We start from the raw sequence: 15255 nt of genomic DNA on the forward strand, positions 1-15255 counted from the left end.
CTTGGCGCTGGGCATCGGGCATGCTCTAACCCGGTCATGAACCGCACCCTCCGCATCCTTCCGCCGCTCGTCAGGAGCGTGATCGCCGCCGGCCTTCTGGGCGCTACCGGAGCGGGGGCGCAGGACACCGCCACGCCCCCGGCCCCCGTCGACGCGGTCGATCCTTTCATTGGCACTGCCGGGGAAGGGCATGTCTTTCCCGGAGCGGTCGCGCCGTTCGGCATGGTGCAACTCAGCCCCGACACCACGCTTGGCCGTTTCCACCAGACCTATAATTGGGCCGCCGGATACCGGCATGAGGACCCGACGATCATCGGTTTCTCCCACACGCATTTTTCCGGGGCGGGGCATTCGGACCTGGGCGATATTCTGGTCATGCCGGTCGCGGGCGACACTGTGCCGCTGGAGCCGGGCGAGGCGGACAAGCCGGGATCCGGCTATCGCTCACGCTATTCCCATGACGGGGAGGTGGCGACGCCCGGCTATTATGCCGTCACGCTTAACGATCCGCAGGTGCGGGCGGAGATGACGGCGGGCACGCGCGTCGGCGTCCATCGTTACACCTTCCCGGTGGGGAAGGCTGCGCATCTGGTGCTCGACCTGCGCACGGTGATCTACGACTATCCGGGCAAGATTCTCTGGTCGTCGCTGACCCTGCATCCCGATGGCACGCTGACCGGTGCGCGCGAGACGCGGGGTTGGGCCGCGCCAAGGAAGCTGTATTTCGCGATGCGCTTTTCCGCGCCGCTTGCATCGCATGCCTTTGTCAGCACGGAAAAGGATGTCGTCTACAAGGGGTTCAAGGGGCCGGGGCGCGGGCCGGAAACGCTGGACGCGATCGATGGGCGGGCGCTGGTCGCGCAGCTCGACTTCGGCAAGCTCTCCGCGCCGCTCGAGGTGAAGGTCGGCATTTCGGGCGTCGATGAAAATGGCGCGCGGGCCAATCTGGACAGTGAGCCGGGCGATTTCGATGCGATCCGCGGCAAGACCCGCGGGGCGTGGAGCGAGGCCCTGTCCGCCGTGGATGTCGCCGCCCCAGCGCCGATGCGCAAGACATTCTACACCGCGCTCTACCACAGCCTGATGGCGCCGAGCGTGTGGGGAGACGCAGATGGCCGCTATCGCGGGCCGGACGATCAGGTGCGGCAGGCGAAGGGCTTCACCTTCCACTCCACCTTTTCGCTCTGGGACACGTTCCGGGCCGAACATCCGCTGCTGACCCTTGTCCAGCCGGACAGGAAGAATGCCGATTTCCTCGCCTCCCTGCTCGCCAGCCAGAAGGAAAGCCCGTTCGGCATCCTGCCGGTCTGGCAGTTTGCGGGCAAGGAAACCTGGACCATGATCGGCTATCATTCCGTGCCCGTTCTGGCCGACGCCTATCTCAAAGGGGTCGGTAATATGGACGCAAAGGCGATGCTGAATGCGATGGTGTCGAGCGCCGATTACGGACCCTATGGCGGGCTGTCCGACTATAAGGCACTCGGCTTCGTGCCGATCGACCGGGAGCCGGAAGCGGCGTCGAAAACCGTCGAATATGCCTATGATGACTGGACCATTGCGCAGGTCGCGAAGGCGCTGGGGCAGAAGGATATCGCCGCCCGTTTCGAGAAGCGCGCGCTTAACTGGCGGAACAGTTTTGATCCAAAGACCGGCTTCCTGCGCGCGCGCAAGGCGGACGGGACATTCCGCACGCCCTTCGACCCCACGGCCATCAATTATGGCAGCGACTATACGGAGGGGAATGCCTGGCAATATAGCTGGTTCATGCCGCACGATCAGGGCGGGCTGTTCCGCATGCTGGGCGGCGACGCGAAGGCGGTCGCGAAACTGGACGCGATGTTCGATTTCGACAATAGCAAGATCGACTACAGCCATGCAGAGGATATTTCCGGCCTGATCGGCCAATATATCCACGGCAATGAGCCGAGCCATCATGTCGCCTATCTCTACGATTATGCGGGGCAGCCCTGGCGCACGCAGGAGAGACTGAAGCAGATTGTCGAGAGCCAGTATAAGCCGACGCCCGATGGGCTGGCCGGTAATGACGATCTGGGTCAGATGTCCGCCTGGCTGGTGTTCACGGCGCTGGGTTTCTATCCGGTCGCGCCGGGCACGGGCGAATATGTGATCGGCCGTCCTTTCGTGGAGCGGGCGGAGATGACGCTGCCTGGCGGCAAGCGCTTTATGGTGGTGGCGGAGGGACTGTCGGACGCGAACCGCTATATCGGATCGGTGACGCTGAACGGAAAGCCGCTGGACCGGGTTTATATCAAGGATAGCGAGATTCGGGCCGGTGGGGAGTTGCGCTTCATAATGGCGGCTGTGCCGAACAAGCTGTGGGCGACCGGCGTGAAAGCGCGGCCCTATTCGATGACAGGATATGGAACGAAGTAGCGGGGCCTTGTAATGTCTGCCGCAGCGCCGGTCCGATGGGTTTTTATCGGACCGGCGGCGACGGCGGCGTCATTATTGGGCGGCCAGGACGATGCCGGCAGGGGCGGACTGGGCGACCTTCAGATTGGCCTTCGCATTCATGATCGCATCCTTGCGGCATTCAGCGACGCGGAAGCGGTTGATGCGGTCATTGGTGCCGCAAACCTGATCGGCGGCGTGCGAGATGCGACGGTTCATCGTGGCGGCATCGGCGGGCGAGGACAGGTCCAGATCGCTGTAGGAAACGGGGACGCGGACGGTTTCGGCGCGGACCGGGGAGACAGCGGTGACGGACAGGACAGCGGCGAAAACAGCGGCGGTCGCGGCGATCGAACGGTTGGCAATGGTAAGCATGGTGTGTTCCTTTCAAGTCTTGGTTGGTGATGCCAAAGACTTTGCAGGGACCGTGCCAAATCAAAAAACGGCGGAAAATCGGCCAAATTTTCCTGAACCTAGTGTGAATAATCCTAACATGCGGCGTTCATGACCGAGAATTGGGGAAATATTCGCGATATCGTGCATGCCCTAGGTTCTCGCGACTTTGGCGCTGCCCGGCCATCATCCGGCAACGGCTTGGCTGGCGTATGGGGGATGCCAGCGCTTGCTGGCGTGACAGGCGGGGAATAGCGAGGAGATGATTGGCGTCTTATGGGAGCCTATCCGGCTGACGGCTATTCCTTCGTCGCGGCAGCGGCCCGTTTCAAGATCGCCATGGTGAGCCAATCTATATATTCGTCGACATCATGGGTGACCCGATCATTTCCCATTGCGCCCGCGAATATGAAATTGCTGCTGGAGCGTTTCAGATTCTCCACTTCAAGCTTTACATATTCGGCATATTTGCCGGGATTGGTCCCTTCGCTGGCATTTGCGTGCTTGATGACCGTGTCTACATTTAGCGCCGTGAACGATGAAAATTCACTGTTGGGGATTGAAGCCCTACGTTGCCTACCCTTCTCCAATTGATCGTAGAAGTAAATTTTGGCTGCCTCTCCAGTCAGCCGGGTAAATGTGCCATCTCCATTATTCACATCTGCCCACTGAACATCGGCTGTTTTTGTTTCCAGTGCGACAATCTTTTCAGCATATCTGAGCCTGTTGCGTTCTAGTTCATCAAGTCGTTCGCCAAGCTCCTCCGCAGTAATGGGACTTGTCGTTGCGCCCGCTTGCGCTGCTTTTGCGAAGCCTCGATGCTCTGTAAAATCCAGGCGCTGCGGTTTCCCATCCAGCCGAGAGACGCGATCGAGCCTGCTTCACCAACGCTTGTCACGGATTACCTCATCAGACTTCATCTTTAGAGGAAGCATGCCGGGACGCTTCCGTAGACGAAAACGGCAAGGCGGGTGGAAGCTTTAACTCAAATGGCCGATAGAATGCGCGCCGGATGCGCCGCAGGTAATGGCTGCCTCCCTCCATTCTCTCTGTCCTGCATCCGTCCGCCCTCTCTCACAGGCGCCAGACTGGCCTTCACGCGCTGCGCCGGCGCCACATCCGGTACAGCGCCGTGAAGCCGATCCCGCTCCATATGATGTTGAGCGCCATCGACGGGAGCGCGCCATGCCACCAGGTGTTGAGGATGAAGCAACCCGCGCCGACGGCGTTCAGCCAGTGGAAGGCGGCCGAACCGCCGGTCAACCTGCCCGTGGACACGGATATATAGGCGATCAGCACCAGAACCGCGCCGATCCAGCCGATGACCTCCACTGCGATCGCCATCTTTCTCTCCCGCAAATGAAAAGGCCCTCACGGCCGGAGCCGGGAGGGCCTGTCTATTATCTTATGACTGGACGGATCAGGCCGCCAGCTTCCGCAGCACATAGGGCAGGATGCCGCCGTTCAGGAAATAGTCCAGTTCGTTCAGCGTATCGATGCGGCAGAGCGCTTCGAAGGTGAAGGCGCTGCCGTCGGCCCGCTTCACGGAAACTTCAACCTGCTGGCGCGGCTTGAGGGCCGAAACGCCGGTGATGGTGAAGGTCTCATTGCCCGTCAGGCCCAGCGTTTCGCGGGTGTCGCCCGGATTGAACTGCAGCGGCAGCACGCCCATGCCGACCAGGTTCGAACGGTGGATACGCTCAAAGCTTTCGGTGATGACGACGCGCACGCCCAGCAGGTTGGTGCCCTTCGCCGCCCAGTCGCGCGACGATCCGGTGCCATATTCCTTGCCCGCGATGACGACCAGCGGCGTGCCGTCGGCCTTGTGCTTCATCGCCGCGTCGTAGATCGGCATGATTTCGCCATCATAGCTGGTCATGCCGCCTTCGACGCCGTCCAGCATCTGGTTCTTGATGCGGATGTTGGCGAAGGTGCCGCGCATCATCACCTCATGATGGCCGCGGCGCGCGCCATAGCTGTTGAAGTCCGCCTGGGCCACCTGATGCTCCTGCAACCAAACGCCTGCGGGCGAGCTTGCCTTGATGTTGCCCGCGGGCGAGATGTGGTCGGTGGTGATGGAATCGCCGAAGATCGCCAGCGGCTTCGCCTCAATGATGTCGGAGACCGGCGCCGGGGTCATGCCCATGCCCTCAAAATAGGGCGGGTTGGCGACATAGGTGGAACCGGCGCGCCAAGTGTAGGTGTCCGATCCCGTGACGTCGATCGCCTGCCAGTGCGCATCGCCCTTATAGACATTGGCGTAGCGGGCCTGGAACATCTGGCGATCCATGCAGCCGGCAATGGTCGTGGCGATCTCGTCATTGGTCGGCCAGATATCCTTCAGATAGACGTCCTCGCCGCTGGTGCTCTGACCGATGGGGGTGGTGATGAAATCCTCGATCACCGTGCCCTTCAGCGCATAGGCGACGACCAGCGGCGGCGAAGCGAGGAAGTTGGCGCGCACGTCCGGCGACACGCGGCCTTCAAAGTTGCGGTTGCCGGAGATGACGGCCGCGGCGACCAGGCCGTTCTCGTTGATCGCCTTGCTGATCGGCTCGGCCAGCGGGCCGGAATTGCCGATGCAGGTGGTGCAGCCATAACCGACCAGGTTGAAGCCGATGGCGTCGAGATGGCTCTGCAGACCCGCCTTGTTCAGATAGTCGGTGACGACCTGGCTACCGGGGGCGAGCGAGGTCTTGACCCAAGGCTTGGGCTTCAGGCCCAGTTCGTTCGCCTTCTTGGCGACGAGACCGGCGGCGATCAGAACGCTGGGGTTCGACGTGTTGGTGCAACTCGTGATCGCGGCGATGGTGACGTCGCCGTCGCCAATGTCGAAATCCTTGCCCTCCACGGGCACGCGGGTCTGCGCCTTCTTGTAGGTCTTTTCCATGTCCGTGTTGAACACGTCATCGACATCCGGCAGCGCGACGCGATCCTGCGGGCGCTTGGGACCGGCGAGGCTGGGGACCACGGTGCCCAGGTCCAGTTCCAGCGTGTCGGTGAACACGGGATCGGCGGCGGCGGGATCGATCCAGAAGCCCTGCTCCTTGGCATAAGCCTCGACCAGCGCGATATTCTCATCCGTGCGGCCGGTGAGGCGCATATAGTCGAGCGTCTTGCCGTCAATGCCGAAGAAGCCGCAGGTCGCGCCATATTCCGGCGCCATGTTGGCGAGCGTCGCGCGGTCGGCGAGCGAGAGAGTGGCGAGGCCGGGGCCGAAATATTCGACGAAGCGGCCGACAACGCCGCGCGCGCGCAGCATCTGGGTGCAGGTGAGGACGAGGTCGGTGGCGGTCACGCCTTCCTTCAGCGTGCCGGTGAATTTGAAGCCGACGACTTCCGGGATGAGCATGGAGACGGGCTGGCCGAGCATCGCCGCCTCAGCTTCGATGCCGCCAACGCCCCAGCCGAGCACGCCAAGGCCATTGACCATCGTAGTGTGGCTGTCCGTGCCGACGCAGGTGTCGGGATAGGCGACGGCGTTGCCGTCCACATCGACCGACGACCAGACGGTCTGCGCGATATTCTCCAGGTTCACCTGATGGCAGATGCCGGTGCCCGGCGGCACGGCGTAGAAATTGGCGAGGCTCTTGCTGCCCCATTTCAGGAAGTCATAGCGCTCCATGTTGCGCTGATATTCAATCTCCACATTCCGCTCGAACGCCTTGGGTGTCCCAAATTCGTCGACCATAACCGAGTGATCGATGACGAGATGGACGGGGACCTGCGGATTGATCTTCGCGGCGTCGGCGCCCAGCGCGTTCATCGCGTCGCGCATTGCAGCCAGATCGACGACGCAGGGGACGCCGGTAAAGTCCTGCAGCAGCACGCGGGCGGGGCGATACTGGATCTCCCGCTCGGCCTTGCCCCGGTCATTCTGCCAATCGATGATCGCCTGAATGTCCTCCACGGTGACGGTGACGCCATCCTCGAAACGGAGCAGGTTTTCCAGCAGCACCTTCATAGAGAAGGGAAGGCGGCTGACGTCGCCCAGCTTGGCCGCGGCCTTTTTCAGGCTGTAATATCCGATGTCCTTGCCGTTGACCGCAAGCGTGTCTCGCGTGCCCAGAGTGTCCTGTCCGATGGCTGTCATGTGCAGTGCGTCTCCGTCGCTATGGCAGCCGTATGTGGGTCCGGCCGCGAAAAATAAAAGCTTACGCCGATCGGGGAGAACGCAATAGGCGGACGGGGTGGAGGAGCGTCGCGGAACGGGCGCCCCTTTGGCCCTAGCCGCACCCTGCATCTACCGGCGGAAAGCGGGTCAATCCCGGTGCGCCTGCGCCATAGCGCATGGTGGCCCGGAGTCAATGTTTTCAGCCCCGCGCAGCCGGTTTCGATCCGGATTGGCGACTATTCTCCAAATACGCACGGAAGCGGCTAACTGTACCGATTTTCGGCAAATTTTCACGTACCAAATACGCACCATGCTGATCTGGATCGTAAAATCTGGTTATTTTCTCCAAATATGTTCATAATTATAAATTATCATGAATCGGCGTTTGGATAAAATTAATATTAAAAAATCCCGCATTTGGAATATAGGAAAAGAAATATTTTAAACTGTTTCTCAGAATTCCAAAAAATCATCAGTCATGATTTGGAAGTATGATTTATCACATTTCATCACAGACTCTACGACTTTAGTGGAGGATTAAAGTGATCGATGAGAAACATAGGTTTTTCTTAACTATGGATATCTCTTTATTTCCGGGTGCACGCATGAGCGAGGAAATTCGGTGTCCATCAATATGTTCAGAGGCTTTGGCTCTATCCGCAGGGCCGTCCGTGCGGCCCTGGGACTTGCGCCTGTTGTGGCCATGGCGGTCAGCACGCAGCCCGTTTATGCCGCACCGCCCGCCAACAACATCGTAAGCGCCTGCTCCGGCGTGAGCCTGCCGCGCTCGGTGGTCACCGACATTATGAGCCCGGTCATTACCGGCGTCGCAACGCCGACGGAGGCCAGCGTCAACAGTCTGTTGGGCGTAGTCGATGGGCTGATCCTTGGCCCCCTTCTGGGCGTCCCGACGCTCAACATCAACGCTACCGGCCTTTTGAACAACGCCGCCGCCGGCCAGCCAATCACGCTTCAGGCGATCAGCAATTCCGGCACGGTGATCGGACCCAGCGATCCCTGCTACTCGCAGGCCACGGGGTTCACCCTGGCCACGCCAGCCGGTATTGCGGTTGGCGGCAATCAGATTACCGGACTTGGCAGCGGTACGGCCGCCACGAGCGGTGAACTCAACTCCATCGCCTTCGGCAATGGCGCGATCACCAACGCCAGCGCGCTGGGGTCAATCGCGTTCGGCACCAATGCGCAGGTCGGGGCCAATGCGGTCGGCGGTCTGGCGCTCGGCCGCAATACGCAGGTCACGGCTGCGGGCAGCGTCGCCCTGGGCGACGGATCAATCGCCAGCCGCGGCGCGCTGACCAATTACAGCGCGACGGGTCTTTCCGCGCTCCAGTCCTCCGCGGGCGAAGTGTCCGTCGGCGTCGCGGGCAGCGCGCGCCAGATCACCAATGTCGCGGCAGGCTCCAGCGCGACCGACGCAGTGAATGTCGCCCAATTGCAGGGCGTCGCAGGCTCCGTGACGGCCCTCGACACTGTGGCGATCAAATATAATGACGGAACGCGGGCGACAGCGACGCTTGGCGGGGCTGGCGGCACGACCATCGCCAATCTGCGCGCGGGGGCGGTGAGCGCTTCCTCAACGGAAGCGGTGAATGGCAGCCAGTTGTTCGCCACCAATAGCAATGTGACGGCGAATGGCACCGCCATCAACACCTTGCGCAACGATGTCAGCAATGCCGCGATCGGCGCGCTGCGCTATGCCAATGCCGGTACGCCCACCACGCCCAATGGCGGCACGCCCAGCCAGGACGTGACGCTGGTCGGCGGCGCGGCGGGGGCGGTGAAACTGCACAATGTGGCCGATGGCGCAATCGCCGCCGGTTCGACCGATGCGGTTAATGGCGGTCAGATATTTAACCTGAGCGGCCAGATAAATCTGCTCGCCGACCTGGGCGTGCAATATGACGACAGCAGCAAGGCGCAGGTCACGCTTGGCGGGGCAGGCGTGGGTGCCCCTGCCGTCACCATCGCCAATGTGAAGGCGGGCGCACTTGGTTCGGCATCGACGGAGGCAGTGAACGGCAGTCAGCTATTCGCGACTAACAGCAACGTCACGACCAACGCCAATGCCATAACGAATCTGCGCAACCAGACGCTGAATGGCGCGATCGGCACGGTGCAGTTTTCCAGCAGTGCGCTGCCCACGATTCCCAATGGCGGCGTGCCCAGCCAGGATATGACCCTGGTGGGCGGCGCGGCTAGCGCAGTGAAGCTTCACAATGTCGCCAATGGCGCAGTGTCGGCCGGGTCCACCGACGCAGTGAATGGGGGGCAGCTTTTCGCCGTGGCGGGTCAGGTCGATCTGCTGAGCGGTCTGGCGGTGCAATATGACGATGGCACGCAGACGCAGGTGACGCTGGGTTCAGCCGGAACGCTGGTCAGGATATCCAACGTCGCCAATGGCGCGCTCAATGCGGGGTCCACAGAGGCCGTGAACGGTGCGCAGCTTTTCGCGACCAATCAGGCGATGTCCAACCTGTCGGTGGGCATCAACAATGGCTCGGTCGGCCCTGTGCGCTATTCCAATAATGGAACGCCGACAACGCCCAATGGCGGCACGATCACCAATGATGTGACCATGGTCGGCGGAGCGCCGGGCGCGGTGCGGATCCATAATGTCGCAGATGGCAGTGTCGCCGCCGGATCGACCGATGGCGTCAATGGCGGGCAACTCTACACGCTGCAGACCAGCGTCACCGCGCTTGGCGGCCTTTCGGTCCAATATGTGGATGGGTCCAAGACCAGCATCGCCCTGGGCAACGCCGGAACGCCAGTCAGCATCACCAATGTTGCAAATGGCACGGTCGGCGCAGGGTCCACCGATGCGGTCAATGGCGGGCAATTATTCACGACGAACCAGAATGTGACTAACAACTCCACTCAAATCACCAATCTGGCGAATAATGTCAGCAATGGCGCGGTGGGGCTTCTCCGCTATTCCAACACGGGTACGCCGACGACGCCCAATGGCGGCACGGCGACCAATGATGTCACCATCGTCGGTGGCGCGCCCGGTGCGGTGCGCCTGCACAATGTCGCGAGCGGCAATGTGGCGGCGGGATCGACCGACGCAGTGAATGGCGGGCAGTTGTTTGCGCTTCAGGGCAATATCAACGCTCTCGACGGATTGGCGGTCCAGTATGACGACAGCAGCCAGACGCAGGTGACGCTGGGCAGCGCCGGTACGCCGGTTGTCGTTTCGAATGTTGCAAATGGCGCGGTCAACGCCAGCTCCACCGACGCAGTGAACGGCGCGCAGCTTTTCGCGACCAACCAGAATGTGACGACCAACGCAACGGCGATATCCAACCTTTCGACCAGCGTGAATAATGGCTCGGTCGGGCTGTTGCGTTATTCGAACACAGGGACCCCGACCGTTCCCAATGGCGGCATCGCCACCAATGACGTGACGATAGTCGGCGGAGCGCCGGGCGCGGTGCGCCTGCATAATGTCGCGGATGGTTCGGTTGCCGCCGGGTCTACCGACGGCGTCAATGGCGGCCAGTTGTTCATGCTGCAGAACAGCATCGCATCGATCGGCGGCCTTTCGGTCCAGTATGACGATGGCACCAAGTCCCGCGTCACGCTGGGCGGCGTGGGCGCTCCTGCCGTCACCATCGCCAATGTGGGCAATGGCGCAGTGAACGCCGCATCCAGCGAGGCGATTAACGGCAGCCAATTGTTCGCGACCAGCCAGACGCTGAACACAGCGATCAACGCCGGCAACGCCTTCTCCCTCGCACTGTCCAACAGCGTATCCAATGGCGGCATCGGGCCGGTGCAATATTCCAGCGCCCTTACGCCCGCAGTACCCAATGGCGGGATCCGTTCGCAGAATCTGACACTGGTCGGCAGCGCCGCCGGGCCGGTCGGCCTGCATAATGTCGCCAATGGCCTGATCTGCAACTGCTCGACGGACGCGGTGAATGGCGGCCAGTTGTTCGGCGTCGCCAACAGCGTCGCGTCGATCCTCGGCTATACCTACAATCCGGTAACCAACAGCTTTTCGGGCAATTTCACCTTCGGCTCCGACCAATATGCCGATGTCCAGAATGTCTTTACCGCGATCTATGACCAGATGACGGCTGGCGGATCGACCAGCAACACGGCGTCGAAATATTTTCACACCACGTCCCTGCTGGCGGACAGCACGGCGTCGGGTGCTGATTCGACCGCCATTGGTCCCAATGCCATGGCGAGCGGGGAGGCCGCAATCGCCACGGGCCGCGATGCGGTAGCCGCAGGCGATGGTTCCGTCGCCATCGGCAATGGCGCGACTGCGCAGAACGGCAAGGCGGTCTCCATCGGCTTTGCGAACGTCGCTTCGGGCGACGGCGCGGTGGCCATCGGCGACCCGAACATGGCGACGGGTGAGGGCGCAATTGCTATGGGCAAGGACAACATCGCCAACGGTGATGGCACCATCGCGCTGGGCAACACCAATAGCGCCACTGGCCTGGGTTCGGCCGCGATCGGCTATTTCAACACCACGAACGGCCTTGCTTCGGTCGCCATCGGTAACGAGAATATAGCAACAGGCGATACCGCCTTTGCTGTGGGCCACCGCAACCAGGCGATAGGCGATGGCGCCCTTGCCATCGGTAACGAGAATATGGCGCTTGGCGATGGGTCGCTGGCCATCGGCCGCAGCGTCTGGAACAGCGCCGCGGATACGATTGCGATGGGCAATGATACGCAGGTCACGAATATCGACTCGATCGCCCTCGGCAATCGATCGGTGGTGAGCGGGGAAAGCGCTACGGCGGTCGGCAACGACACCACAGCGCAGGGCCTGTCCAGTTCCGCTTTCGGCGACCGGGCTACGGCGACCGGGGATTATTCCACGGCGCTCGGCAGCTCCTCAATTGCGAATGCGAGATATGCTCTGGCAGTGGGGCAGGGCGCCGTAGCCACTGGCTCAGGCAGCATCTCCATGGGCAATTTCTCTCAGGCGCTCGCTTATGGCGGCACGGCCCTGGGAACGGGCGCCACGGTCATTCACGAGGACAGCACGGCGTTAGGCAATGCGGCCACCACGACCCGCGGCGCAGTATCGAACTACAGCGCATTCGGTCTGGCCAGCGCACAGAATTCTCTGGGTGAACTCGCGATCGCGCGGAATATCTCTTATCTCGACGATCGGACGGGCCTGATGACTACGATTGGCGAGCGCCAGATCACGGGTGTCGCCGCGGGCAGCATGGGAACCGATGCAGTCAATGTCAGCCAGCTTCGCGGCGTGTCCTCGAACCTCGGCGCAGCTATTGCGTCCAGCATTGGCGGGGGCATGACCTACAACACATCGACCGGCCAGCTTACCATGCCCAGCTTCGTCCTGAACGGCGCGACCTACACCAATGTCGGTGATGCCCTTGCGGCTATTTCCAGCGGCTCAGGCGGTTCGGGCGGTAGCGGCGGCGGGAACTCGCCGGTCTACGATAATAGCGCACAGACCAGCATCACCCTGAATTTGGGTGGCACGACCATTCACAATGTGGCTGCGGGCGCGGTCAATTCGACATCGACCGATGCCGTGAATGGCAGCCAGCTTGCCTCCACCAACCAGGATGTCACGAACCTGTCGAACCAGGTCGACAATGGATCGGTCGGCACTGTGCAATATTCCAGCGCCGCGGCCCCCTCCACGCCCAATGGCGGCACCAAGACGAATGATGTCACGCTGGTCGGCGCGCAGCAGGCGCCGGTCGGCCTGCACAATGTCGCCGCCGGACGGGTCGCCGCCGGGTCGACGGACGCAGTGAACGGCGATCAACTGGCCGCGACCAATGACGCGGTGTCGCTGGCGCAGGCGGCCGCCAGCCGCGCGGTCCAGTATGACGGCAACGACCAGACGTCAGTCACTTTGGGGTCTGGCGATACACCGGTCGCTCTCCACAATATCGCGCCGGGCGTGTCGGCGACCGACGCAGTGAACGTCGCCCAGCTCGATGCGGGCATGAGTGGCGCGATCAGTCAGGCCAACGCCTATACCGATGCTCGGATCGCGGCGCTGAGCTTCGACCTGCGCAAGATCAGCCGGGACGCCAATGCCGGTACGGCGGGTGCGCTGGCGGTTGCGGGCCTGCCCCAGACGATGGAGACCGGGCGCGGCATGCTGGCGATGGCGGCAGGCACTTTCCAGGGGCAGCACGCCATGGCGATCGGCTTTTCCAAGGCGTCCGATAATGGCCGGACAGTGGTGAAGGCGGGCGCGACATATAATAGCCGCGGCCAGGTGGGCGCGAATGTCGGCAGCGGCTGGCAACTCTGACCGCTGCGATCTTTTCCCCGGATAGGCGGCCCCCAAAAAAGACTGGCCCCAAAAAGACCGGCCGGCGTGGGTCTATCGCCGGCCGGTCAGGGGGAAAGAGGCTTAGCCTGCCGCGATCGGCCGGGGGGTGGGCGAACCCTTGTCCTTCACCACGAAGAAGGGCAGCGCATAATGCACGATCCAGCCAATGCTGATGGCGTAGAGGACCGTGCCGATCCCCACCGTTCCGCCAAGTGCCCAGCCGACCGATAGCACTGTCAGCTCAATGCCGGTTCGCACCAGCTTGATCGGCCAGCCCGTCTTGCGGCAGATGCCGGTCATCAGGCCATCGCGCGGTCCGGGGCCAAGCCCCGCGCCGATATAAGCGCCGCCCGCAATGCCGTTCAGCACGATGCCGAGCCCCAGCATCGCAAAGCGCGCGGGATAACCGGACGGGTCGGGCAGATAGGGCATGGAGACATCGACCGCTGTGCCGATCAGCAGGATGTTCAGCACCGTGCCTATCCCCGGCTTCTGCCGCATCGGGAGCCAGAGCAGCAAGATGATCGCGCCCAGCACATTGACCGTCATGCCGAAGCTGAGGCCAAGACGCGGGGCAAGCCCCTGATGCAGCACGTCCCATGGATCTAGGCCCAGATTGGCGCGGATCATCATCGCCATGGAAAGGCCATAGAGCCAGAGGCCCCAGCTCAACTGAAACAGTCGGTATTTCATCATGAAACGTACCACTAAAGAAAAATGGCATCTTTAAAAATGGCCACTCATGATCTATTGGCCCTTTATGGATATGCCCTCACTTGGTTCCGCTTCGCTCGTCCGCCAGCTTGGCCGATGGCGGGGCGAGGATAGCAGCGAAGCCGCCTACCGGCAGCTTGCGCGCGCGCTGCGTCTGCTGATCCTGGACGGGCGCATCGGCATTGGCGTGCGCCTGCCGGGTGAGCGGGAACTGGCGCAGGCGCTGGGCCTCAGCCGCACCACGCTTGCCGGGGCCTATAACCAGTTGCGCGATGACGGCTATCTTGTCAGCCGTCAGGGTTCAGGCAGCGTGACCCGCATCCCCGGCAGCCGCATGGCCCCGGCCGAGCCGGAGGAGGGCGGCGAGAGCAACAATATCCTCGACTGGACTTCCGCGGCGTTGCCTGCGCCGGAAAGCCTTTGGCACGCCTATGAGGACGCTCTGCACCAACTGCCCGCATGGCTGGGCGGCATGGGCTATGAGGCGCTTGGCATCCCCCGCCTTCGGCAAGCCATCGCCGACGACTATGCCCGGCGCGGCTGTCCGACGCGGCCGGAACAGATCATGGTGACCAGCGGCGCGCAGCATGGCTTTGCCCTGATCCAGCGCCTGCTCGCGGGGCCGGGCGACCGGCTGGTGGTCGATCATCCCACCTATCACAATGCGCTGACCGCCATTCGCCGCAGCAATTGCGTGCCGGTTCCCGTCGGCCTGCCCGGCGCGGGATGGGATATAGACGCCTTCAGCGCCGCCTTCCGCCAGACCGGGCCGCGCTTCGCCTATGTCATCGCCGATTTTCACAATCCGACCGGCCGCTGCATGGATGTCGCCGCGCGTCAGGCGCTGGTCGATATTGCGGAGCGCACGCGCACGCCGCTGGTGGTCGATGAGACGATGGCCGATATTTCGCTCGATCAGGATGCGCCACCCCCCGTGGCGGTGCACGATCGCGCCGGGACGAACGTCATCAGCCTGGGATCGGCCAGCAAACGATTCTGGGGCGGGTTGCGGATCGGCTGGATTCGCGCGGACGAGCAGATGATCGCGTCGCTTGGCCGTATCCGGGTGACGCTGGATCTGGCGACACCGGTCATGGAGCAACTGGCGACGGCTGCGCTGTTGCAATCAGACGCCGGGGCGCAGGAGCGGCGGGCCATGCTGATCACTCGGCGCGACCGCCTTGTCGCCCTGCTGGGCGCGCATCTGCCGCATTGGCATGTGCCGGTTCCGCCGGGGGGCATGTCGCTCTGGGTGGAAATGCCAAGGCCGGAGGCGTCCGCGCTGGCCGCAATGGCGCAAGGGGAGGGGGTG

Annotated in this window: 8 protein-coding genes; 3 read left to right on the forward strand and 5 right to left on the reverse strand. The window is 62.5% G+C overall.

What is annotated here, in order from left to right; all coding sequences use genetic code 11:
* The first annotated feature begins 36 nt into the window (after positions 1–36).
* A complete protein-coding gene (locus BHQ40_RS11915) occupies positions 37–2394 on the forward strand; it encodes a GH92 family glycosyl hydrolase (protein ID WP_070156125.1) in 2358 nt (785 codons plus the stop codon).
* A gap of 72 nt (positions 2395–2466) precedes the next feature.
* Here BHQ40_RS11915 and BHQ40_RS11920 read toward each other — a convergent pair whose 3' ends face one another.
* From BHQ40_RS11920 to acnA, 4 genes are all read right to left on the reverse strand, one after another.
* Positions 2467–2787, reverse strand: a complete 321-nt coding sequence (locus BHQ40_RS11920; protein WP_070156126.1) for a UrcA family protein — start codon at positions 2785–2787, stop codon at positions 2467–2469.
* Positions 2788–3104: 317 nt separating this feature from the next.
* The gene (locus BHQ40_RS11925; protein ID WP_139139290.1) at positions 3105–3464 is read right to left on the reverse strand and encodes a hypothetical protein; all 360 of its coding nucleotides are present in this window, start codon (positions 3462–3464) and stop codon (positions 3105–3107) included.
* A gap of 436 nt (positions 3465–3900) precedes the next feature.
* Positions 3901–4149 carry a CBU_0592 family membrane protein gene (locus tag BHQ40_RS11930; protein WP_070156128.1) on the reverse strand — a complete coding sequence of 83 codons (249 nt, stop codon included), beginning with the start codon at positions 4147–4149 and terminating at the stop codon, positions 3901–3903.
* 76 nt (positions 4150–4225) lie between these two features.
* Positions 4226–6898, reverse strand: a complete 2673-nt coding sequence (gene acnA / locus BHQ40_RS11935) for an aconitate hydratase AcnA (RefSeq protein ID WP_070156129.1) — start codon at positions 6896–6898, stop codon at positions 4226–4228.
* A gap of 643 nt (positions 6899–7541) precedes the next feature.
* Between acnA and BHQ40_RS11940 the strand changes: the two genes are divergently transcribed.
* Positions 7542–13208, forward strand: a complete 5667-nt coding sequence (locus BHQ40_RS11940; RefSeq protein WP_070156130.1) for a YadA-like family protein — start codon at positions 7542–7544, stop codon at positions 13206–13208.
* A gap of 102 nt (positions 13209–13310) precedes the next feature.
* On the opposite strand, the gene yczE is transcribed toward BHQ40_RS11940, so the two are convergent.
* A complete protein-coding gene (gene yczE, locus BHQ40_RS11945) occupies positions 13311–13925 on the reverse strand; it encodes a membrane protein YczE (protein ID WP_070156131.1) in 615 nt (204 codons plus the stop codon).
* Between the two features lie 70 nt (positions 13926–13995).
* Between yczE and yczR the strand changes: the two genes are divergently transcribed.
* A partial coding sequence (yczR, locus tag BHQ40_RS11950) for a MocR-like transcription factor YczR (protein ID WP_253183344.1) occupies positions 13996–15255 on the forward strand: 1260 nt, incomplete at its 3' end.

It is taken from the genome of Sphingobium phenoxybenzoativorans, assembly GCF_001757355.1.
In the GTDB taxonomy this organism is placed as follows: domain Bacteria; phylum Pseudomonadota; class Alphaproteobacteria; order Sphingomonadales; family Sphingomonadaceae; genus Sphingobium; species Sphingobium phenoxybenzoativorans.

Bases quoted from the DNA above. Each gene is read 5' to 3' on its own strand.
- BHQ40_RS11915 (WP_070156125.1), top strand. From the start codon at position 37: ATGAACCGCACCCTCCGCATCCTTCCGCCGCTCGTCAGGAGCGTGATC.
- BHQ40_RS11920 (WP_070156126.1), bottom strand. From the start codon at position 2,787: ATGCTTACCATTGCCAACCGTTCGATCGCCGCGACCGCCGCTGTTTTC.
- BHQ40_RS11930 (WP_070156128.1), bottom strand. From the start codon at position 4,149: ATGGCGATCGCAGTGGAGGTCATCGGCTGGATCGGCGCGGTTCTGGTG.
- acnA (WP_070156129.1), bottom strand. From the start codon at position 6,898: ATGACAGCCATCGGACAGGACACTCTGGGCACGCGAGACACGCTTGCG.
- yczE (WP_070156131.1), bottom strand. From the start codon at position 13,925: ATGATGAAATACCGACTGTTTCAGTTGAGCTGGGGCCTCTGGCTCTAT.